The following is a 20,182-nucleotide window of genomic DNA, read 5'->3' on the forward strand; positions in this document are numbered from 1 at the left end:
CGGGAATCGGCGGCGCAGCGCCTCGACGATGTCGCGCGTATCCTCGACGCTCAGCGTGGTCTGCGTGACATAGGCGAGCTTGCTCGCATCTTCCGGTACGAACGCGTCAGCATCCGCCACGGTCTCGATCAGCGTCATCGACCCGGGCTCGATCTGGCCCATGGTGCCGATCACTTCGGGATGGCCTTCATGTCCGATCAGCAGGGTGTGCAGTCCGTTGCGAGCATGCCGCTGCGCCTCGGCATGCACCTGGGTCCGGTCCGGGTGGTGAGCGATTTGAACAACCGGGTCAATGTGCTGGGCGATGGCGTCAATGTGGCCCAACGTGTGATGTGCTTCGCCCAAGCCAGGGAGCTTCTGGTCTCTGGCGCGCTGCATGACTGCGTGGCCCCGATCAGCGAGCAGCGCGCGGGACAGTTCCGCTATCTCGGGCAACGCCAGGACAAACATGGCCGGGTCCATGAGTTGTATGCAGTCCTCACCGAGGGGGAGGTCCGCAGCGGGCGACTTGGCAGCCCCGCAGACCCGCACATGCCCCGGACCCTGACACTCACCGCGCCACTCCAGGTGAGAGAAGGCGATAGACGGGGGTCTTTGCCAGCGCTCCGAACCGGATCTGAGAGGCCTCCGGGTCAAGCCGGCGCACCATCATCGGCCACGACAACACAGCCCTGGCCTTGGCACCATTCTGAGCCGAGTGGGTTCATTTCCCCCGAACTCCTCACCCAGCTCGAAGCGCTCCTCAGCCAACAACTCGGGCCGATGGCACGGGTACTCGTCCGCCAACAGTTGCGCAGGGCGCCCACTGCCACCGCCCTGGTGGAGGCCCTGGCGGGCCTCATTGACACCCCCCTCGGCCAATCGCGGTTCCGCAAGGCGGCAGGGCGCCTGCTCGCGGGCTGAGCGAGATGGTCGGACTGGGGCTGGCGTGGCCGGGGTGAGTGCCGTGGAACCGGTCGCCGCCCGGCAGTAACTCAGCAGCGACCGCCTTGAAATGTTCGCAAGGCCAGCCGGGGAGCCGACGTGGACCAATCCTTCACCAGTACCGACGGGGGCCGCCCTTCGAGCCGAAGAGGCAGCCTGTTACCTGAGGCCGCCCAATCTGGCGCTTCTGCCCCACCAGAAACGGCGAGGGTTCAGGTGCTGTCCTCCGATGCCCCGCAAGCGCAAGCACTTTTTGCAGCCCGGGCACAGGCACAGCCCGAGGGCAGTAGCCAGTCTGCAGAAGGTCGCTCGCCGGAAACCACATCGGAGGGGCTTAGCTCACGCCTTGATGTCCAGATGCTGTTTGAAAGCGGCATCCGTTCTGGCCAGGAACTGCTCAGGCGGGGCGCCACTGCGGATGCGATCGCGGCGATCGTGGTGCCGCAGGTCCAATCCGAGCTCAATACCCAACGCATTCAGGACACCCTTCCCTGCTGGATCTCGGGCCTGCTCCACGGCCTGGGCGGCCCCGAAGTCGCGCAGGGGCATGTCAAGGCGGTGATAAGCGCCTTGATGCGTGAGAGCCACCTCCCCTTTCACATTCAGCAGTCCTGCCTGCACGCGATTGCGCTGGCGCTCAGCGGCAAGAATACTGATGCTGGGGTTCGGGTTGCGTACACCGCCCAGGGAGTAGAGTCGCTGCGAGATCCGACAGGACCCAGCGGGGCAGAGGCGGTCTCAACCATCGCAGGCGGCTACAGCTCGGGCGATGCGGTGGCCGAACGATCCCGCCGCCCCGCCTGGGATACCCGCCTGCAGGAGCTGATGGGAGGACGACTCAAAACCAATGAGGGTCAATTGCTGGCGTGGAATCACGGGCTGCGAGGGCTGCATTTAGACCCACTGTGGCGGATGGACTCAGGAACCCGGGCACCCACCCCGCACGCCCCTTCCCGATCGCAGCTGAGCAGGGCGTCGGGGGACGCCAGCGCTCTGACCGTGTCCACGCGGCGGACTGTGCCGGCGGCGTCATCCGCAGTCACATTGCAATTCGTAACGACTGCGACGCCTGAGAAGCCAATCGAGACAGCGCCTTCAGGCAGACGAGCGAGTCCGGCGGACTCGACTACAGACGAGGCTGCACCGGCCGCTCCGCCACCCGCGTCACCCCCTGAAAGCGATGCCGTACCTCAGGCCGGAGCGCACACCGGAGGAGGTTCCATGCCTGCGGACTTACCGCCAGGGGAGTCGGCTGTGATTTCACAGGCTAGACAGGGCGATCCTCGAGGGATCGAAGGCCCAGTGCAGGTCCTGGCGCTGGCCAGAGACCTGCGCGATCGCCTGACGCGGATTCCCGACCTGATGACCGCTCAGCCGGGTCCGATCGAAGAATGCCTCAGGGGAGCAGAGGCGGCCCTGCCGGACACCATCCGCGTAGGACTGGCGCAGAACAACAAAATCATCAATTGGGGTGGCGTTACTTCCACGGGGAATCTGCGTCAAATTGAGGCGTTGATACAGCTTTGGCATCACGACCTGGCCGAGTTGGATGCCCTGGTGGATAGCTTAGAGAAGCCGCGTGCAGCGGACGCGCCGTCCTGGCTCGTTGACAATCACAACGTCGGTCTGGATTCCGAAAGTAAGTTTGCCGCTCTACGACAGCGCCTCGTAGTGACGGGTTCGTTCATACGGTGCCTGCTGGAAGACAGCTGCGCCACTCTCGAGATCGGGGACCTGAAGCTGACGGCGGTCGTTCAGCAGCCTTCGCTGAGGACTTGGCTGGAGGTCTGGGTTTGGAGTGCCTATGCCGCCATTCCCCGAGCTGCCCTGATTGAGCGACTGATCGAACGCACCTTGCCGACCTTGCCTGCGGCGCCTCAAGACGCTTCGGCGCAGCGCCCGCGACCCGCGGATATGGGAGATGACGGGGATGAATTGGTGAGTTGGTTCGTTGCGGAGGTCCAGCGCCGCCGGGAGCTTGCGGACCAAGCCATTGACGAGTCGGCTCGAGGCGTCGTTGGCGATGACACGAAGCCGGCGAGTCTGGGGGAGAAAGCCAGTCCGGTGAGTGCGACCAGAGAACGCGAACTCCAGGCCCTGACTCAGCGCTACACCGAGCGCGAGCGTCTCACGCGAATTCAGAAAGAATTCAATGAGCAGGTGACGCTGCTCACGGGTGACGCCAGCGATGAGCATGCAATGGCGCTGGCTCTGATCACCCCATCTGATCAGGATCAACCGAGAGTTGTCGACGGTGGGGGAAACAAGGGTTCCTTCACTTTCATACACCTGGCAGATATGGTGGACACGATCCAGCAGTACCGAGAGAGGAGCGCGAAGCCGCGGCAGCAGCCGGAGCATTCAGGACCTTCGATGTCGCCCCTGGCATCAGCGCAGGCGGCTTCGGACGGCTCTCCGCGATCACGAGCTGCATCAAGGTCCTCAGAGGGTTCAGAAAGCTCAGAGGAATTCGAAGCGAGTGCCATCCACTCTTTAGTGGACGTGGACGACCCAGAGGACCTCGCCCTCCCAAGCAACTCCGGTCCCCGATCCGACTCAGACTGAAGCCACCACCTGCCCGGCCTCGATGGTGATCCGCCGGTCGCAGCGCGCCGCAATCGCGCGGTCGTGGGTCACCAGCACCAGGGTGGTCCCCAGCTCCTGGTTGAGGTCCAGCATGAGCTGCATCACGCTCTCGCCGGTGGCGAAGTCCAGGCTGCCGGTCGGCTCATCGGCCAGCAGCAAGGCCGGCCGTACAACGAAGGCCCGCGCCAGTGCCACCCGCTGTTGCTCGCCGCCCGACATCAGCCGGGGGTAGTGCCCCAGCCGCGCCGACAATCCCACGCGCGCCAGCATTTCAGTCGCGGCTTGGCGTGCGTCACGTCGGCCCGCCAATTCCAGCGGCAGCATCACGTTTTCCAGTGCTGTGAGATTGCCCAGGAGCTGAAAGCTCTGGAAGACGAAGCCCACCTTCTCGGCCCTCAGCGCGGCGCGGGCGTCTTCATCGAGAGCGAAAATGTCTTGGCCGGCGATGCGCACCGTGCCCTGGGTCGGCGTGTCCAGTCCGGCAATCAGGGTCAGCAGCGTGCTCTTGCCCGAGCCGGAGGCGCCCACAAGCGCAGCGGTTTCCCCTGCGGCCAGCTGGAAGTCGATATCACGGAGAATCGCCAGCGTGCCGGTCGAGTCGGTGACCGACTTCCACACATGGTCCACAACGACAATGGGTTCTGACATGCAAGCGTCCATCCAGAAGGGGCAGCTCCAAGGCGGGCCCGGCAACAAGGGTCGCAGGCGGCTGGCAAGGGCATCCGCCCTGGCGCTGCTCGCGGCCCTGGCTGGCTACCTCCCCCTGCCCCTGCTTGCCGCCGGACCGGCGCCCGCCGGTGAGGCGGTGCTGCTGGTGGTCGGCGATTCGATCAGTGCCGAGTATGGCCTCAAACGCGGGACCGGCTGGGTCGCCCTGCTCGAAGCCCGGCTGGCGAAAGAGAGTATGCCGGTCAAGGTGGTCAATGCCAGCATCAGCGGTGAGACCACCGCCGGCGGGCGCTCGCGCCTGCCCGCCCTGCTGGCAGCGCACAAGCCTAGCCATGTGGTGATCGAGCTGGGCGGCAACGACGCCCTGCGCGGGCTGCCGCTGGAGATGACCGAGGCCCACCTGACCGCCATGGTCGAGGCCGCTCGTGGCAGCGGTGCGCGGGTGCTGCTGGCGGGCATTCAGGTGCCACCCAATTACGGCCGTGCCTACACCGAGCGTTTTGCCGGCCTGTTCGAGAAGGTCGCCCGGGCCCAGAAGGTGGCGGTGCTGCCCTTCATCCTGGCGGGCGTGGCCGACGGACCGCAGGCCGTTCGTCTGATGCAGGCCGACCGCATCCACCCCAATGAGGAAGCCCAGCCGCGCCTGCTCGACAATATGTGGCCCTCCCTAAAGAAATTGCTCGCCAAGCCGTGACCGTCCAGATCCTTCCCGCCCACGAAGCCATCGCCCGCTTGGCTGAATTCGACACCGTCATCGACGCCCGCAGCGAGGACGAGTTTGCCGAAGACCGTATGCCAGCCGCGGTGAACTGGCCGTCCCTCCACAACGCCGAGCGGGCCGAGATCGGCACTCTGTACAAGCAGGTCAGCCCCTTCGAGGCCAGGAAGCGCGGCGCGGCTCTGGTGGCGGCCAACATCGCCCGGCATATTTCCCGAGAGGTGCTGGACAAGCCCAAGGGCTGGAAGCCCCTGGTGTATTGCTGGCGCGGCGGCAAGCGCAGTGGGTCGCTGTCCCTGATTCTCGACCAGATCGGGTTTCGGGTTCATCTGCTGGATGGCGGCTACAAGGCCTATCGCGGCGAGGTGCTGGCGCAACTGCCCGCCTTGGCTGCTCGCTTTCAGTACCGTGTGGTGTGCGGTCCCACCGGCTCGGGCAAGACCCGCTTACTGCAGGCACTGGCTGCCGAGGGCGCCCAGGTCCTCGACCTCGAGGCCCTGGCCCACCACCGCAGCTCGGTGCTGGGGCTGGTGCCGGGCCAGACCCAACCCAGCCAGAAAGAGTTCGACAACCGCGTCTGGCAGGCGCTGCGCGGCTTCGACCCGGCACGCCCGGTGTTTGTCGAGAGCGAGAGCAAGAAGGTCGGCAACGTGGCGGTGCCCGAAGCGCTGATTCTGGCGATGCGGGCCAGCGCCTGTATTCACCTGCAACTCGCCGACGAGGAGCGGGTGGCCTTGCTGCTGGAAGACTACGACTGGTTCGTCCAGCAGCCCGAGTTTTTCTGCGATCGCCTATCCGCCCTCACCGAACTGCGCGGGCGCGAGGTCGTGGGCGGCTGGCAGGCGCAGGTGCGGGCGGGACACACGCCCGAGGTGGTGCGTGAGCTGCTGGTGCAGCACTATGACCCGATGTACGCGGCCTCGATTCGCCGCAACTTCGCCCACTGGCCACAGGCGCAGACCGTTTGCGCCCAGGACCGCTCGCCCGAGGCCATGGCAGCGGTGGCCCGAACGCTCACAAGCGCCTGAGCGCTCTGGCGCGGTCGCCTTCTAGCCGGGCTTCCTGGCGCATGCGGTCTTGCGAGTTGCGGTCCGCGAGATCCGCGAGGCCCGTGCGGCCTGGGCGATCCGGTCTTTCCGTGCGGTCCGTGCGGCCCAAGGTCGCACCATGGGGGGTGCGTGGCAGGCGGGGCTGCAAGCGCCCTTCGAGGTCATGCGGCTCGCAGTAGCCTTTGAAGCTCAAGGGCCGATGCCCCGGGTCATCGCTGGCCCAGCGGGCGAGCCAGCCGCCCCGGGCCTCGACCGTGTTGTAACTGGCCAGGACCAGGCCACCGCCCTCGCCCAACACCCACCAGGGTTGCACCGACACCCCCAGACCCAGGCTGTCGACCGGCTCGGGCCGCAGGCGCATGCGCTGCGATTGCGGGCCCAGGCCCGCCGGCGCATGAACCGTCAGCTGGGCGCGCTCGCTGCACAGGGCGGCAAAGGCGGGACGGGCAAGGAGTTCGTCGGCCAGTGGCAGCGGAAGCAAGACGGCAAACACCAGCAATTCGACCACCATCCGCCAGGCCCGGTCGGGCAAGACATTACCCAGAAGACTCACCAGATGGTCACTGGCCCAAGCGCTGGCCACCAACCAGGCACCGACCACCAGCGGCAACAGCAAATGGAGCATGGCCTTCCCCCGCGGCCCGCGTGCAGGGCCCTGTTGAGACCGCGCGATGGTGGCGGCCCGTTGGGGTGGCGGGCCGACGGGAGACTGACTGGGGCCGCCCTTAACGCAGGGCGTCGAAGGCCTGGGCGAGGTCGGCCTGCAGATCGGCCACGGCTTCGAGCCCGATGGCCAGACGCACCAGCGGGCCCGCCTCCTGCCAATGTCCGAAAGCGGCACTGCGCATGGCGCTCAGGTCGTAGGGCAAGGCCAGGCTGATCGGACCGCCCCAGGAGTAGCCCAGTTTGAAGAGGCCGAGTCGATCGCAGAAGGCGTCGGCCTGGGTCGCGGTATAGCGACGGTCAAGGACGAAGGAGAACAGACCCGCCGCCAGGTCGCGCCCCGAACACATGCCCTGCCAGTTCGCATGCCCGGGTGCGCCAGGCAAGGCGGGGTGCAGGACTTGGGCGACCTCGGGCCGACCCTGAAGCCAGTGGGCGAGTTGCCTCGCGGCTTGGTCCTGCGCCTGGTAGCGCAGCGCGATCGAGGGCAGGCCCCGCAGCACAGCCTCGGCGTCATTGGCCGCCACGCCCAAGCCCATGCGGACATGGGCCAGCTTGATCCGCAGGTGCAACTCCTCGTCGCGCGTGACGATGCTGCCCATCAGCACGTCGGCCCCTCCGCTGGGGTACTTGGTCAGCGCCTGGATCACGATGTCGGCGCCGCCCCCCGCGCCGGGTGGACCAGCGAAATCAAACCCGTTGAACGCCAGGCCAGCGCTCCAGGTGTTGTCTAGGGCTGTCATGACGCCCTGCGCGCGGCACGCCGCCACCAGGGCCGCCAGCGGCGGGAAATCCATCGTCACCGAGCCGGGCGCCTCCAGCCAGACCAGGCGCGTGCGTTCGGACAGCCGCGACACCAGGTCCTGCGGGTCCATCGGGTCATAGAACTGGTGGGTGATGCCCCAGTGCGCCAGTTCGCCTAGCGCCAAGGCCTTGCTGGGGCCGTAGGCGTTGTCCGGAATCAGAACCTCGTCACCTTGCTTCAGCAGCGCCATGTCCACCAAGGCAATCGCCGCCAGTCCGCTGGGGACCAGCAGGCACTGGTGCCCGCCCTCGAGCGAGGCGATGCGGGCTTCGAGGGTGTAGGTGGTCGGGGTACCCAGGAGCCCGTAGCTGTAGCCTGCCCTGCTTCGCCAATCACGCGCGCGGAGGGTCGCGACGTCTGGGAAGATGACGGTAGAGGCCTTGTAGACCCCCGGCTGTGGCGCCGCAAAGCCCTCAGGGGGCTGGTAGGGGTGGTGGATCAGGCCTGTGATCGGGTCCACATCAGACCTTCCACTTCTCCAGCAGCTTGTCCGGGCCCAGGCTGTCGTAGCTCTCGAAGGGCTGATGGATCCAGGGGTTGGTCGGGAGGAACTCGACCGAATAGTCGGACTGGAAGTTCGACAGGGCCTTGGTCCAGATGACGGCTGTGCGAAGTTCGGTGATCGGCTTGTAGTTGTTGCGCAGCATGTCCACCACCCGGTGCAGGGTGTGGCCGGAATCTGCCAGGTCGTCGACCAGCAGCACCCGGCCAGCGATCTCGCCCTTGGGGGTGGTGATGTAGCGGGCGATGTCCAGGTGCCCCTGCACCGTACCGGCTTCTGCCCGGTAGGAGCTGGTGGACATGATGGCCAGCGGCTTGTCGAAGATGCGCGAGAGGATGTCACCCGGACGCATGCCGCCACGGGCCAGGCACAGGATGGTGTCGAACTCCCAGCCCGACTGGTGGACCCGGATCGCGAGCTTCTCGATCAGGTTGTGGTACTCGTCGTAACTCACATAAAGGTGCTTGCCGTCTTCAGTCAACATGGGGCGTGTCTCCTCGGGTGCTGTCGTTCGGGTTCATGGTGTGCGGTGAAAGGGTGCGTGCGTCGGCGCGTTTCTGGCCTACTGGCTTTGGGATATGGGACAGTTCACGCGGTCAGGCGGCCAGATAGGGGTGACGCATCATGATCGTGTGGTCGCGGTCGGGGCTGGTCGAAATGATGTCGACCGGCACACCGGTCACCTGCTCGATGCGCTGCAAGTACAGGCGCGCATTGACTGGCAAGCGGTCGTAGTCGGTCACGCCGACGGTGCTGTCGGTCCAGCCCTCCAGCATCTCGTAGATGGGCTTGCAGCGAGCAATTTCGTCGGCGCCCAGAGGCAGGATGTCGATTTGCTCGCCGTCGAGCTCATAGCCTGTGCACAACTGAAGCGTTTCGATGCCGTCCAGTACGTCCAGTTTGGTGATGCAAAGGCCCGACAAGCCGTTGACCTGGGCCGAGCGCTTGAGAAGGGCTGCATCGAACCAGCCGCAGCGCCGGGCGCGTCCGGTGGTGGTGCCTCTTTCGGCGCCGACCGTCGCCAGGTGGTAGCCCACGGTACCCGGGGTCTCCCAGTCGAGCTCGGTCGGGAAAGGGCCACCGCCCACTCGGGTGCAGTAGGCCTTGGTGATGCCCAAGATGTAGTGCAGCATGCCAGGGCCCACGCCTGCGCCTGCAGAAGCGTTGCCAGCCACGCAGTTGCTGGAGGTGACATAGGGGTAGGTGCCATGGTCAACGTCGAGGAGCGTGCCCTGGGCACCCTCGAACAGCAGGTTGGCGCCATTGCGGTGGGCCTCGTTGAGCTCGCGGGAAACGTCGGCCATCATCGGCCTGAGTCGCTCGCCCAGACGCAGGGCTTCGTCCAAGGTCTGCTGAAAATCCACCGCCGGCGCGTGCAGGTAGGTGGTGAGCACATGGTTGTGCAGGGCCAGGACATCCCTCAGCTTATCGGCAAAGCGCTCCGGGTGCTTAAGGTCCTGCACCCGCAGGGCGCGGCGTGCGACCTTGTCTTCGTAGGCCGGGCCGATGCCACGGCCGGTGGTGCCGATCTTCTCGGTACCGCCCTTTTCGCGCAGGGCCTCGCGGGCCACATCCAGCGCAGCGTGGAAGGGCAGGATCAGCGGGCAGGCCTCCGAGATGCGCAGACGCGAGCGCACCTCGACCCCGGCTTTTTCCAGGCCCTCGATCTCTTCAAAAAGTTTGGCGGCCGACAGCACCACGCCGTTGCCGATGTAGCACTTGACGCCCGGGCGCATGATGCCCGACGGAATCAGGTGCAGCGCAGTTTTCACGCCGTTGATCACCAGCGTATGGCCGGCGTTGTGGCCGCCTTGGAAGCGCACCACCCCTTGGGCGGACTCGGTCAGCCAGTCGACCAGCTTGCCCTTGCCTTCGTCGCCCCACTGGGTACCGACGACGACTACGTTGCGACCTGTTGTCTTGTTCATCCGGGAAACTCGTTAGAAATTCGGGGGCCCGCCGTGGCGCCACGCGAAGGTGGCACCCAAGCGGAAGGTTCATCGGGGGCGGACCACCCAATCAGCGCCCTGACGCGCCAGTTCGCGGTCGCAATGGAACTCGTCGACCTCACTCTCGTGGCCAGGCAGGATGCAGACCACGGTTTCACCCTGGCGGCGCAGGTCCGCGATGGCCTGGCGCAAAGCCTGCTCCTGGCCCCAGGGGGCGCGGACGGCGGCCTTGAGCGCCGGACGCGGAGCCACTGCGACCAATTCCCGAAGGTCCAGGCTGAAACCGACCGCCGGTCGGTTACGTCCGAAGACGGCGCCAACCTCATCGTAGCGACCGCCGCGCACCAGTGCATCGCTGGAGCCCGGGACGTAGAGCCCGAAGCGCGTACCGCTGTAGTAAGCATAGCCGCGCAGGTCGGCCAGGTCGAAGCTCACCTGGACCCCCTCATGACCCGCGACCTCACCGGCAAGCCAGCGGAGTTGGTCCAGCGCCTGGCGAACGGCTGCGGTGTCGGGCAGGTGCCGGCTTGCCTCGGTGAGCACAGTAATGTCCCCGTAGAGTTCGACGAGCGCAGCCAGACCTTGCCGGGAAGGAGCCGGAAAATCACGGGTCAACTTGGCCAGGGTGCTGGCGTCCTTGGCCGCCAGTGCGGCATGCACACGAGCCAGGGCGGCACCGTCAACCGGCAAGCCGGCAAGCAGAGCCCGTACCAAGCGCACGTCGGCCAAGTCGACCGTGACCGGTCCAACCTGCGTCGCGCGCAGGCAGTCCAGGGCCAAGGTAAGCGCCTCGAGATCGGCCTCCTGCCCGGCATGGCCGTAGATCTCGGCGCCAAATTGCAGCGGCTCGCGGGTGGCATGGGGACGGTCGGGTCTCGTGTGCAACACCGGGCCGCAATAGCAAAGACGGGTCACACCCTGCCGGTTGAGTAGGTGGGCATCGATGCGCGCGACCTGGGGCGTGGTGTCAGCGCGCAGGCCCATCATCCGGCCAGAGAGTTGGTCTACCAGCTTGAAGGTGAGCAGATCCAGCGCCTCGCCAGTGCCACTCAGCAGGGACTCCAGGTGCTCGAGCAGCGGCGGCATGACCAGCTCAAAGCCGTAGCCCCGGGCCGAGTCGAGCAGCAGACGGCGAAGTTCTTCGATGTGCCGGGCCTCAGAGGGCAGAACATCGGCGATGTGATCCGGCAGGACCCAGGCGGACATGAGCAGGTGGTGTGTGAAAACCCGAATTTTACCTGCCGGGCAAGGCCCAACTCGCTGAAAGTACCGCTCAGTTCGACAGCCAGGCGACGATCAAGAGCCCCAGGGTCACACTCAGCAGGCCGAAAAAGCGCAGCTGCCCCTCGCGAAGCTCGACCATTCGAAGGAAAGTGCGGCGCCAAGCGCGCGGAGCGAGCAGCGGAAACAAGCCCTCGAACACCAGGACCAGACCGACGGCCGTCCAAAGCAGGTCGCCGTCCACGGGCCCGGCTCCGGTGTCAGCGGCGCGGTGGACTGGCGGGCGGATTGGCAGGCTGAGCGCTAGCACCACCGCCAGTGGTGCCGCTACCCCGGAAGGCGCGGAAGAAGTCGCTGCTGCCGGGGTCGAGCACCATCACGTCGCTCTTTTTGTTGAAGCTCGATTTGTAGGCCTCTAGGCTTCGGTAGAACTGCGCGAACTGCGGGTCCCGGCCAAAGGCCTCGTTGTAGACGCGCGCGGCAAGAGCATCGCCCTCACCCTTGATCTTTTGCGCGTCGCGGTAGGCGTCGGCAATGGTGACCTCGCGCTGGCGATCGGCGTCGGCGCGGATCTTCTCGCCTTCAGCGCCGCCGGTCGAACGAAGCTCGTTGGCGACCCGCTTGCGCTCGGCTTCCATGCGGCGGTAGACCGATTCAGTGATGGCCTCGACATAGTCGGCCCGGGTGATGCGCACGTCAACGACATCAACGCCCCAGGGCTTGGCGCCCTTGACCACTTCCTGCACCTCGCGCTTGACATCGGCCATCAGCTGCTCACGGCTGGTAGACAAGAGCTCGCGCACTGTGCGCCGGTTGATCTCTTCTTGGAAGGCGTTACGGACCACCCGATTGAGCTGATTGGCGCCGGCCTGCTCGTCCAGTCCCACGTTACGGATGTACTGGGACGGGTCGGAAATGCGCCAGCGCACAAACCAGTCGATCACCACACGCTGCTTTTCGGCGGTAAGCATGGGCTCGGCATCAGCACTGTCCAGCGTGAGGAGGCGCTTGTCGATGTAGGAGACGTTCTGGAAGGGGGGTGGCAGCTTGAAGTGCAGCCCAGGCTCGGTGATGACGGCCTTGATCTGGCCGAGGGCGTAGACCACACCAAACTGGCGCTGGTCGACGACGAAAAGCGTGGAGCTAAGTATGGCAATTGCCACCAGCACCGACGAGATGATGAGTCCGATTTTGTTCATGTTTTTTTACTCCCCGGTTCAACGCGAGTCACGGTCACGGCCGCGAGCGGCGCCGCTGTCTCGCGAACGGGGGTCGGCCGCAGCACCGCCGCCGACGCTACCGGAAGGGCCGGGTGCGGCCGGTCCGCCGGTAGCCGGCAGACTGACCGCCGCCCCAGCGCCTGCCTGGGCGGTGGCTTCAACCGATGCCTGACTGACCTGCTGCATGATCTTGTCCAGAGGCAGGTACAGCAGGTTGGAGCCTTGACGGGAGTCAACCAGAACCTTGGTCACATTGGTGTAGATCTGCTGCATGGCGTCCAGGTACATGCGGTCACGCATCACCTGGGGGGCGCGTTGGTACTCTGCCAGCACCGAGCGGAAGCGCTGTGCATCGCCCTCTGCCTGGGCCAGGATACGTGCCTTGTAGCCATCCGCTTCCTGCTTGAGGCGCGATGCGGAGCCCACCGCACGCGGCACCACGTCGTTGGCGTAGGCCTGGGCTTCGTTCTTGGACCGCTCGCGTTCCTGGCCGGCTTTGAGCACATCGTCAAAGGCAGCCTGGACCTGCTCGGGCGGACGCACACCGCCCTGCTGCAGGTTCACCGCCACCACCTCAATGCCCAGGTTGTAGCGGTCGAGAATGGTTTGCATGAGGGTGCGAACGCGTGGGGCGATCTGGTCGCGCTCCTCTGACAGGGCCGAGTCCATGCGCATAGCGCCCACCACCTCGCGCACCGCGGTCTCGGCCGCGTGCACCACGGACTCTGCCGGGTTCTTGCTCTCGAACAACCAGGCGCGGGCGTCCTTGAGACGGTACTGGACGGCAAACTTGATCTCGACGATGTTTTCGTCTTGCGTCAGCATGGCCGAGTCGCGCAAGCCGGTGGCCCGCACGACATTGTCGCGGCCGATGTCGACCGAGCGGATCTGGGTGACCGTCACCATCTCGTGACGCTGAATCGGATAAGGCAGGCGCCAGTTGAAGCCGGCACCCACCGTTGACTGGTAGCGGCCAAACTGGGTGATGACCGCCTGCTGGCCTTCGTTGACGATGAAAAAGCCGGTGCCCAGCCAGATCAGGATGGCCACCGCTCCGACGAGGCCGGCGCCCAAGCCGGCGCTTCGCATGTCAGGCTGAAAACCGCCGCCACCACCGCTGCCCCCGCCGTTGCCACCGTTACCACCTTGGTTGCGAGGGCGGCCGCCGCCGCTGCCACCCCGGCCACCGAGCAGACCGCCAAGCTTGCGGTTGAAGTCTCGCCAAAGCTCGTCGAGGTCAGGCGGACCCGATTGGGGGCCTCGGCCATTGCCGCCCGGTCCGCCGTTCTGACCGCCACCCGTGCCATTGCCGGGACCTGAGGAGCCGCCAGACCCACCCTGGCCTCCCGCGGGACGGCCCTCGCTGCCACCGTTGGAGCCAGCGGTGCCACCGTTGGAGCCCCCGCTGGCGCTTGGGCGCTCGCCTGCGCGGGCGCCGCCCTCAGCGCTGCCGTCGTCATCACCCCGGCCCCAGCGGGAGTCGTTCAGATTGAACATGCCCCTGATACGTTGACCCAGGGCATGGGCTCGGAAGGCGGGAAGTGGTAGTTTCATTCGCCGGGTTCTCATTTTTGTATCTATGCGATTGTGCCCAATCAGGCAGCGGCCTCGTGCGAATGAGGGAATCCCCCATCCGGATCTGAGTCCAAGTCTTCCGTGGATTCAATGATTGGCAGTTCTGGGGCGGGCTCGGCGGCTTGGGCGGCAGCTTCAGCCAGAACCTGGCGCAGCTCGCCAAGGCCCTCACCCGTGTGCGCGCTGACAAAAAGACGCCGAACGGGCCGGCCTTCCAGCTCGAACAGGTCTTGCCGCTGAAGGGGCTGGGCACCCGGCGTCAGTGCGTCAATCTTGTTGAAAACCAGCACCTGCCGCACTTCGGAGGCGCCGATCTCTTGAAGCACACGCTGGACTTCCTCGATCTGCTCTGGATGGCCCGGATTGGCGGCGTCCACTACATGCAGCAGGAGGTCTGCGTCAGCCGCCTCCTGAAGCGTGGCCTGGAAGGCGTCTATCAACCCATGCGGGAGGTCGCGGATGAAGCCCACGGTATCGGAGAGGGAGACGGTACGCCCGCCCCAAGCGGACCCAGCAGCCTCGGCGGGCCCGAGGTACAGCTGCCGTGTGGTGGTATCCAGGGTGGCAAAGAGTTGATCCGCCGCATAGGCCCGGGCTTTGACCAGGGCGTTGAACAGCGATGACTTGCCAGCGTTGGTGTAGCCAACCAGCGAGATGGTGAAAGCATCCCGCCGGTCACGCTGGCGACGCTGGGTGCGGCGCTGCTTCTTGACTTTGTCTAGCCGTTCGCGGGTGCGCTTGATCGCCTCACCGATCATCCGGCGGTCGAGCTCGATCTGTTTCTCGCCAGGACCGCCACGCACGCCGGCACCGCCCGTTTGCCGCTCCAGGTGAGACCAGCGGCGGACGAGTCGGGTGCTGACATACTGCAACCGTGCGAGTTCCACCTGCAGCTTGCCCTCATGGCTTCGGGCACGCTGGGCAAAGATCTGCAAAATGAGAAGGGTCCGGTCATTCACCGCGATCCCCAGATGCCGCTCGAGGTTGCGCTGCTGGGCCGGACTGAGCGACTGGTCGAACAAGACCTCGGTGGCGCCGGTCTCAGCCGCCAGGGCTTTGATCTCGTCGGCCTTGCCACTGCCAATGAACAAGGCGGCATCTGGCGCCCGACGCTTGCAGCAAACCCGGGCGACTGGCTCAAGCCCAGCAGTCTGGGCGAGCAAGCCGAGCTCCTCGAGTCCAGCATCGAAATGGGGGGCGCCTAAATCGACCCCGACCAAAATGGCCGAGGCGGTGGCAGGGGGTGAGGTATCTTGCAATTCGAGAAGGGGGTCCCAGAGCTTGGATGCTCCGGGCAGGAGATTCTTGCCTGCGGCCTCAGGCCGCGGGCGGCTCCTGGACGTCACTGGCGGCGAAATTGACCGCGCGACCCGGGACGATTGTGGAGATGGCGTGCTTGTAGACCATCTGGGTCACGGTGTTTCGAAGCAAGACCACATACTGATCGAAGGACTCGATCTGCCCTTGCAACTTGATGCCGTTGACCAAGTAAATGGAGACTGGGACATGTTCTCGACGCAGCGTGTTGAGAAACGGGTCTTGTAGAAGCTGCCCTTTGTTGCTCACGATATTCTCCGTGTTGGTGTGGATGGAGCGAGTTGTCACATTACCACAGCAAATCGTGAGCGCAAGTAGTCGGCATCCGACAGACCCTGCCCTCTCTGGGGACGTGGGGGAAATCGGCCTGGATCAGTAGCCCTTATTCTTTGTCGGCATAGGGGTTCTTCGAGGTCTTCATTTCGACACGGAGGGGGGTTCCTATCAGGTTGAACTCCTTGCGGAAGCGACCTTCAAGAAAGCGCTTGTAGGCGTCGGTCACATGTTCGAGTGAGTTGCCATGGACCACGATGACCGGCGGGTTCATACCGCCCTGGTGGGCGTACCGCAACTTCGGACGGAACATGCCGGCGCGCTTGGGGGCCTGGAACTGCACCGCCTCGAGCAGCAGGCGGGTGAGCGCAGGCGTAGGCATCTTGGTCATGGCGGCCCGGTGCGCCTGGATGATGGACTCCCAGACCGGACCCAGGCCCTGACGCTTCTTGGCAGAGATCAGGTGCAGGGAGGCAAAGCGCATGAAGGCGAGACGCTGCTCGATTTGGCGCTGCAGCATTTCGCGCTGGTAGGCATCGATCGCGTCCCATTTGTTCACCGCGAGGACCACGCCCCGGCCGCTCTCGAGGATGTAGCCAGCGATATGCGCGTCCTGGTCGGTGACGCCCTGCGTAGCGTCAAGCAGCAACAAGACCACGTTGGCCGATTCGATCGCCTGAAGCGTTTTGACAACTGAAAACTTCTCGATGGCCTCAAAGACCTTGCCCTTGCGGCGTAGGCCGGCGGTGTCGATCAGCTCGAACTTCTGACCGTCCCGCTCGAAGGGCACGGTGATCGCGTCACGGGTGGTGCCAGGCATGTCGAAGGCGACCAGACGCTCCTCCCCCAGCCAGGTGTTGATCAGCGTGGACTTGCCCACGTTGGGCCGCCCGGCAACAGCCAGACGGATGATGCTCGTGTCGGGCTCGCCCTCTTCCTCGTCTTCCTCGGGCAGACCCAATTGGTCCAGGGCGAACTCGACCATGCTGCGCACGCCCTGACCGTGGGCGGCGGAGACGGGAATCACCTCGCCCAGGCCCAGCTCATAGAACTCGGCCAGTTGGTGCCCCTCGGTCATGCCTTCGGCCTTGTTGGCCACCAGCACAGTGGGCTTACCCAACTTGCGCAGGTAATTGGCAATGTCGTGATCCTGTGCCGAGAGGCCGGCGCGGGCGTCGACCACGAAAACCACCACATCGGCCTCGGCAACCGCTTGCCGGGTCTGCTTGGCCATCTCGACGTAGATGCCGGATTCTGCGGTGGGCTCGAAGCCACCGGTGTCTATCGCGATGAACTCGCGCCGGCCCAGGCGGGCGTTACCGTAATGCCGGTCGCGGGTGAGACCGGCAAAGTCCGCAACGATGGCGTCGCGCGACTTGGTCAGGCGGTTGAACAGGGTGGACTTGCCGACGTTAGGTCGGCCCACCAGGGCGAGGACGGGTTTCATGCGCGTTCGTGACAGGCCGACTGGTCGGCGGTGAAGCTTCTTACTCGGGGGTGAAGCCGAAGACACCGCCAGAGCGGGTCACGACGACCAGGGTGTTGCCCACCAGCGTGGGCGTGGCCACGATGGCCGAGCCGTCGGTGGAAAGGCGCGCCAGCAGGCTGCCGTTCTCACGGGATAGCAGGTGAACAAAGCCGGTGGCGTCGCCTAAAGCGACCGATCGGCCCAGAAGTACAGGAGCGCTCAGACCGCGCAAGCGTAGGCTATCCACCGCCCACTGCCTCTCGCCATCGCTGCGGCGCCAGGCGATCACCCGGCCATCGGACTCTGCGCCGAAAATCTGTCGGTCATCCCCACCCAAGCCCTGAGCGCCATCGGCGCTGCGGGTCCAGAGCAGCGCGCCTCGGCCCGCATCGACACAGCCGACCGCCGCCTGGAAAGCGCGCACACAGACGCTGTCGCCCACCCGGCTGACCCGGCCGACCAGATCGACCAGACGCTCCACATCGTTGGTCCCACGAGAGGTGGCAATGGCTGCATCCCAGCGCAGGCTGCCGTTATCCGGGTTGAATCCGGTGAGCCGGCCGCCCTGCCCTGCCAGCAGGGTGTTGCCCACCGCCAACATAACGCCGGACTGGCGCAAGGTGAGTGGCTCGCCCGGACGCTGCTGCGTCCAAAGGCGCAGGCCGTTCTGTGCGTCGAAAGCGCTGACCGAACGATCGGCCCCGAGCACAAAGACCCGACCGCCCGCCACAAAGGGCGCGGTGTAGACCTGGTGACTCAGCTTCTGGCGCCAGAGGGCTTGGCCCTTTGAAAGGGCCACCAGCTCGTTGTTTGCGGTCGCGACAACAGCCAGATCAGCATCACCGCCGACACCCGCCGCGAGCGGGCCCAGTGGCTTGCTGCGCCATTGGACTGCGCCAGTCGCCGCGTCCAGCCGCACGACAGTACCGTCGCCTGCGGCTACCAGAACGGAGTTACCTACGGCCTGGGTCGAAACAGGGAAGTTGACCGGTGCCAGCCGAGTCGTCCAGGCCAATCGCACTGCCAGTTGACGCGGGTCGGGGGCGAGAGCGGCGGGCTTGGCGGTGTCAGTGCCCATGGGGTCGCTGACCCAGGACGGCAGCGACGAACAGGCGGTCAAGAGGCAAGCCAGCGTCGCCGCCAGCAGGACCGGGGGAATCAGGCGGTGGGTCATGTGGGAAGTGTGTCCAGATTTTTGTCGAGCTGGAGGGCCGCTACAGATGCTGTGGGTTCACCCATCAGCGGGCGGCCGCAACAGCCGCAGAGGGCGGCGCATCTCCCCCCAATGCGGCAAGTTTGACTTCCACGAGGCGGCGGTAGTCGGCTCGGTCGTCCAGGCCGGTGAGCGCCTGACGGTACGCGGCCATGGCCTCGGGCTTCTTGCCCTGTAGCAGGAGAATGTCGCCGCGTCGGTCGGCTGCCAAACCAGAAAACTCGGTCGGCAGCTTGCCAGCCAGCAAGGCCAGCGCTTCGTCGTATTTCTTGGCGTCGGCCATCAGACTGGCCAGGCGCAGCCGGGCAACCGCTTGGTAGCCAGCGTCATCGCCTTTGTCCAGCACCCACTGCAGCGCAGCCTGGGCTTCATCGGACTTGCCCGCCTGAGCCAGGGTCTGGGCAGCCAGCAAGCCACCCTGCTGGGCATAAGTCGTGCTGCCGAACTGCTCGCGCAGGTCTTTCAGTGCACGCTGCACCCGGTCCACTTCACCGGCCTGGGCCGCGCGCTCAAGCTCACCATGCAAAACAGAGGCCTGCGCCCCCTGGCGACTCTGCCACCAGGTCCAGCCGTTCCATGCGCCAATGCTGCCGAAGACGACGATGGCCACCCAGGAGATGAGGTTGCCGTATTTGCTCCAGAAATGCTTGAGCGAGGCAAGCTGTTCCTGTTCTTCGAGATCGAGATTGGATGCCATGGGGTGTCCGGGGAAAGAGACGGTGGATTGTAAGAAGGGGGCAGCGGATCCCGGCGCTCAAGCGCGCAACATCGGTGCCCAGGCAGCGGCGTCGGCCAGGGGCTGGCGCTGCTGCGCGCCGCTACCGTCGCGCAGTGCCTTCACGGTGAGCTCGCCGGCAGCCAGTTCGTCGCCGCCAAAGATGAGCCCCCAGCGAGCCCCGCTGGCATCGGCCTTCTTGAATTGGGACTTCATGCTGCCCAGGCCCTCGGGCCCGGCGGCGTGCATCTGCACGGAGACACCGGCCGCCCGCAGCTCCTGCAGGACGCGCAGTACCTGAGGCATGGCGGCGGCTTCGGGCACGATGGCGTAGGCATCCGGGGCCGGTGCCTGCGGCGCCACGCCCTGCTCCTTGAGCAACTCCAGCACCCGCTCGACGCCTAGGGCCCAGCCGACCGCTGGCGCAGGCTTGCCGCCGATTTGGGCGATCAGGTAGTCGTAGCGCCCCCCCGCGCAGATGGTGCCCTGCGAGCCGAGGCGGTCGGTGACGAACTCGAACACGGTGAGGTTGTAGTAGTCCATGCCGCGGACCAGACGCGGGTTGACCTGGTAGGCAATACCGTTGGCCTCGAGCATGGCCTTCACGCTGTCAAGGTGGGCCAGCGACTCTGGCCCCAGGAAGTCGAGCAGGCGCGGTGCGCCGTCGACCACCGACTGCAGGGCTGGGTTTTTGGTGTCCAGAATGCGAAGCGGATTGCTGTGCAGACGCCGGCGAGCGTCCTCATCGAGCAGGTCGGCGTGCTGCTCAAGGTAGGTAATCAGCTCGGCCCGGTGCTGGCGACGCTCCTCGGGCTGACCCAGGCTGTTGATCTCCAGCCGCCAGTCGAACAAGCCCAGCTCGCGCCACAGGGCGCAAGCCAGCAAGATGATCTCTGCGTCCACGTCGGGGCCGGCAAAGCCAAGAGCTTCGGCACCGATCTGGTGAAACTGCCGGTAGCGCCCCCGCTGCGGACGCTCATGGCGGAACATGGGCCCCAGGTAGTACAGGCGCTTGCCGCCGTCATAGAGCATCGAGTGCTCGACCGCCGCCCGCACCACGCTGGCGGTCGCCTCCGGGCGCAAGGTGAGTTGCTCGCCATTGAGCCGGTCCTCGAAGGAGTACATCTCCTTCTCGACGATGTCGGTCACCTCGCCTAGCCCGCGCACAAACAGCGGCGTGGGCTCGACGATGGGGGTGCGGATGTTGCGGTAGGCGTAACGCGCCATCAGACCGCGCACCCGGTCCTCAAGCCACTCCCACTGGGCAGAGGCCGGAGGCAGGATGTCGTTCATGCCCTTGAGGGCCGTCAGGGGC

General features: G+C 65.7%; 20 protein-coding genes and 2 pseudogenes. 5 read left to right on the forward strand and 17 right to left on the reverse strand.

The window, feature by feature from the left end; genetic code table 11:
• A pseudogene (gene ispH, locus QE494_RS18455) lies at positions 1 to 249 on the reverse strand (4-hydroxy-3-methylbut-2-enyl diphosphate reductase); the annotation flags it as partial.
• Here ispH and QE494_RS18460 point away from each other — a divergent pair.
• Both QE494_RS18460 and QE494_RS09040 read left to right on the forward strand, forming a co-directional pair.
• Positions 226 to 330, forward strand: a pseudogene (locus QE494_RS18460) (hypothetical protein); the annotation flags it as partial. The pseudogenes ispH and QE494_RS18460 sit on opposite strands and share 24 nt — an antisense overlap.
• A 432-nt stretch (positions 331 to 762) precedes the next feature.
• Positions 763 to 903 carry a hypothetical protein gene (locus QE494_RS09040; RefSeq protein ID WP_300042604.1) on the forward strand — a complete coding sequence of 47 codons (141 nt, stop codon included), beginning with the start codon at positions 763 to 765 and terminating at the stop codon, positions 901 to 903.
• Positions 904 to 1,263: 360 nt separating this feature from the next.
• Here the strand turns inward: QE494_RS09040 and QE494_RS09045 are convergent, their stop codons facing one another.
• Positions 1,264 to 1,473 carry a hypothetical protein gene (locus QE494_RS09045; RefSeq protein ID WP_300042605.1) on the reverse strand — a complete coding sequence of 70 codons (210 nt, stop codon included), beginning with the start codon at positions 1,471 to 1,473 and terminating at the stop codon, positions 1,264 to 1,266.
• A 672-nt stretch (positions 1,474 to 2,145) separates the two neighbouring features.
• Here QE494_RS09045 and QE494_RS09050 point away from each other — a divergent pair.
• On the forward strand, positions 2,146 to 3,489 hold the full coding sequence (locus tag QE494_RS09050) for a hypothetical protein (RefSeq protein ID WP_300042606.1): 1,344 nt from the start codon (positions 2,146 to 2,148) through the stop codon (positions 3,487 to 3,489).
• Here the strand turns inward: QE494_RS09050 and QE494_RS09055 are convergent.
• Positions 3,481 to 4,158 carry an ABC transporter ATP-binding protein gene (locus QE494_RS09055; RefSeq protein WP_300042607.1) on the reverse strand — a complete coding sequence of 226 codons (678 nt, stop codon included), beginning with the start codon at positions 4,156 to 4,158 and terminating at the stop codon, positions 3,481 to 3,483. The two genes, QE494_RS09050 and QE494_RS09055, sit on opposite strands and share 9 nt — an antisense overlap.
• Here QE494_RS09055 and QE494_RS09060 point away from each other — a divergent pair.
• Both QE494_RS09060 and mnmH read left to right on the forward strand, forming a co-directional pair.
• The gene (locus QE494_RS09060) at positions 4,157 to 4,873 is read left to right on the forward strand and encodes an arylesterase (RefSeq protein WP_300042608.1); all 717 of its coding nucleotides are present in this window, start codon (positions 4,157 to 4,159) and stop codon (positions 4,871 to 4,873) included. The two genes, QE494_RS09055 and QE494_RS09060, sit on opposite strands and share 2 nt — an antisense overlap.
• Positions 4,870 to 5,925 carry a tRNA 2-selenouridine(34) synthase MnmH gene (gene mnmH, locus QE494_RS09065; RefSeq protein WP_300042609.1) on the forward strand — a complete coding sequence of 352 codons (1,056 nt, stop codon included), beginning with the start codon at positions 4,870 to 4,872 and terminating at the stop codon, positions 5,923 to 5,925. Before QE494_RS09060 ends, mnmH begins: the two co-directional genes overlap by 4 nt.
• Here mnmH and QE494_RS09070 read toward each other — a convergent pair.
• The 14 genes from QE494_RS09070 to hisS form a co-directional block, all read right to left on the reverse strand.
• Positions 5,912 to 6,571: a hypothetical protein gene (locus tag QE494_RS09070; protein ID WP_300042610.1), complete on the reverse strand. Its 660-nt coding sequence runs from the start codon at positions 6,569 to 6,571 to the stop codon at positions 5,912 to 5,914. The two genes, mnmH and QE494_RS09070, sit on opposite strands and share 14 nt — an antisense overlap.
• 100 nt (positions 6,572 to 6,671) lie before the next feature.
• Positions 6,672 to 7,874, reverse strand: a complete 1,203-nt coding sequence (locus QE494_RS09075; RefSeq protein WP_300042611.1) for a PLP-dependent transferase — start codon at positions 7,872 to 7,874, stop codon at positions 6,672 to 6,674.
• Position 7,875: 1 nt separating this feature from the next.
• Entirely contained in the window at positions 7,876 to 8,400 is a 525-nt protein-coding gene (locus QE494_RS09080) for a phosphoribosyltransferase (protein ID WP_300042613.1), read from the reverse strand.
• A gap of 112 nt (positions 8,401 to 8,512) precedes the next feature.
• Positions 8,513 to 9,844, reverse strand: coding sequence for an adenylosuccinate synthase (locus QE494_RS09085; protein ID WP_300042615.1), 1,332 nt, complete (start codon positions 9,842 to 9,844; stop codon positions 8,513 to 8,515).
• Positions 9,845 to 9,913: 69 nt separating this feature from the next.
• A complete protein-coding gene (locus QE494_RS09090) occupies positions 9,914 to 11,071 on the reverse strand; it encodes an ATP phosphoribosyltransferase regulatory subunit (RefSeq protein ID WP_300042617.1) in 1,158 nt (385 codons plus the stop codon).
• Positions 11,072 to 11,138: 67 nt separating this feature from the next.
• On the reverse strand, positions 11,139 to 11,330 hold the full coding sequence (locus tag QE494_RS09095) for a DUF2065 domain-containing protein (protein WP_300042619.1): 192 nt from the start codon (positions 11,328 to 11,330) through the stop codon (positions 11,139 to 11,141).
• 16 nt (positions 11,331 to 11,346) lie between these two features.
• Positions 11,347 to 12,285, reverse strand: a complete 939-nt coding sequence (gene hflC, locus QE494_RS09100) for a protease modulator HflC (protein WP_300042621.1) — start codon at positions 12,283 to 12,285, stop codon at positions 11,347 to 11,349.
• 18 nt (positions 12,286 to 12,303) lie between these two features.
• Positions 12,304 to 13,860: an FtsH protease activity modulator HflK gene (gene hflK / locus QE494_RS09105; protein WP_300042623.1), complete on the reverse strand. Its 1,557-nt coding sequence runs from the start codon at positions 13,858 to 13,860 to the stop codon at positions 12,304 to 12,306.
• A 41-nt stretch (positions 13,861 to 13,901) separates the two neighbouring features.
• Positions 13,902 to 15,140 (reverse strand): GTPase HflX, encoded by a 1,239-nt coding sequence (gene hflX / locus QE494_RS09110; protein WP_300042625.1) that lies wholly within the window; start codon positions 15,138 to 15,140, stop codon positions 13,902 to 13,904.
• Between the two features lie 58 nt (positions 15,141 to 15,198).
• On the reverse strand, positions 15,199 to 15,447 hold the full coding sequence (gene hfq / locus QE494_RS09115) for an RNA chaperone Hfq (RefSeq protein ID WP_300042627.1): 249 nt from the start codon (positions 15,445 to 15,447) through the stop codon (positions 15,199 to 15,201).
• 133 nt (positions 15,448 to 15,580) lie between these two features.
• Positions 15,581 to 16,918, reverse strand: a complete 1,338-nt coding sequence (gene der, locus QE494_RS09120; protein WP_300042629.1) for a ribosome biogenesis GTPase Der — start codon at positions 16,916 to 16,918, stop codon at positions 15,581 to 15,583.
• 40 nt (positions 16,919 to 16,958) lie between these two features.
• The gene (gene bamB / locus QE494_RS09125) at positions 16,959 to 18,113 is read right to left on the reverse strand and encodes an outer membrane protein assembly factor BamB (RefSeq protein ID WP_300042631.1); all 1,155 of its coding nucleotides are present in this window, start codon (positions 18,111 to 18,113) and stop codon (positions 16,959 to 16,961) included.
• Between the two features lie 64 nt (positions 18,114 to 18,177).
• Positions 18,178 to 18,849 carry a tetratricopeptide repeat protein gene (locus tag QE494_RS09130; protein ID WP_300042633.1) on the reverse strand — a complete coding sequence of 224 codons (672 nt, stop codon included), beginning with the start codon at positions 18,847 to 18,849 and terminating at the stop codon, positions 18,178 to 18,180.
• A gap of 57 nt (positions 18,850 to 18,906) precedes the next feature.
• The gene (gene hisS, locus QE494_RS09135; protein ID WP_300042711.1) at positions 18,907 to 20,160 is read right to left on the reverse strand and encodes a histidine--tRNA ligase; all 1,254 of its coding nucleotides are present in this window, start codon (positions 20,158 to 20,160) and stop codon (positions 18,907 to 18,909) included.
• Positions 20,161 to 20,182: the final 22 nt, after the last annotated feature.

Source organism: Ramlibacter sp. (genome assembly GCF_029866045.1).
Lineage (GTDB): Bacteria > Pseudomonadota > Gammaproteobacteria > Burkholderiales > Burkholderiaceae_C > Ramlibacter.

What these genes read in the sequence shown, in the direction of transcription:
- QE494_RS09040 (WP_300042604.1), top strand. Translation starts at nt 763, where the DNA reads ATGGCACGGGTACTCGTCCGCCAACAGTTGCGCAGGGCGCCCACTGCC.
- QE494_RS09045 (WP_300042605.1), bottom strand. Translation starts at nt 1,473, where the DNA reads ATGCCCCTGCGCGACTTCGGGGCCGCCCAGGCCGTGGAGCAGGCCCGA.
- QE494_RS09050 (WP_300042606.1), top strand. Translation starts at nt 2,146, where the DNA reads ATGCCTGCGGACTTACCGCCAGGGGAGTCGGCTGTGATTTCACAGGCT.
- QE494_RS09060 (WP_300042608.1), top strand. Translation starts at nt 4,157, where the DNA reads ATGCAAGCGTCCATCCAGAAGGGGCAGCTCCAAGGCGGGCCCGGCAAC.
- QE494_RS09055 (WP_300042607.1), bottom strand. Translation starts at nt 4,158, where the DNA reads ATGTCAGAACCCATTGTCGTTGTGGACCATGTGTGGAAGTCGGTCACC.
- QE494_RS09070 (WP_300042610.1), bottom strand. Translation starts at nt 6,571, where the DNA reads ATGCTCCATTTGCTGTTGCCGCTGGTGGTCGGTGCCTGGTTGGTGGCC.
- QE494_RS09080 (WP_300042613.1), bottom strand. Translation starts at nt 8,400, where the DNA reads ATGTTGACTGAAGACGGCAAGCACCTTTATGTGAGTTACGACGAGTAC.
- QE494_RS09085 (WP_300042615.1), bottom strand. Translation starts at nt 9,844, where the DNA reads ATGAACAAGACAACAGGTCGCAACGTAGTCGTCGTCGGTACCCAGTGG.
- QE494_RS09090 (WP_300042617.1), bottom strand. Translation starts at nt 11,071, where the DNA reads ATGTCCGCCTGGGTCCTGCCGGATCACATCGCCGATGTTCTGCCCTCT.
- hflC (WP_300042621.1), bottom strand. Translation starts at nt 12,285, where the DNA reads ATGAACAAAATCGGACTCATCATCTCGTCGGTGCTGGTGGCAATTGCC.
- hflK (WP_300042623.1), bottom strand. Translation starts at nt 13,860, where the DNA reads ATGAAACTACCACTTCCCGCCTTCCGAGCCCATGCCCTGGGTCAACGT.
- der (WP_300042629.1), bottom strand. Translation starts at nt 16,918, where the DNA reads ATGAAACCCGTCCTCGCCCTGGTGGGCCGACCTAACGTCGGCAAGTCC.
- bamB (WP_300042631.1), bottom strand. Translation starts at nt 18,113, where the DNA reads ATGACCCACCGCCTGATTCCCCCGGTCCTGCTGGCGGCGACGCTGGCT.
- QE494_RS09130 (WP_300042633.1), bottom strand. Translation starts at nt 18,849, where the DNA reads ATGGCATCCAATCTCGATCTCGAAGAACAGGAACAGCTTGCCTCGCTC.
- hisS (WP_300042711.1), bottom strand. Translation starts at nt 20,160, where the DNA reads ATGAACGACATCCTGCCTCCGGCCTCTGCCCAGTGGGAGTGGCTTGAG.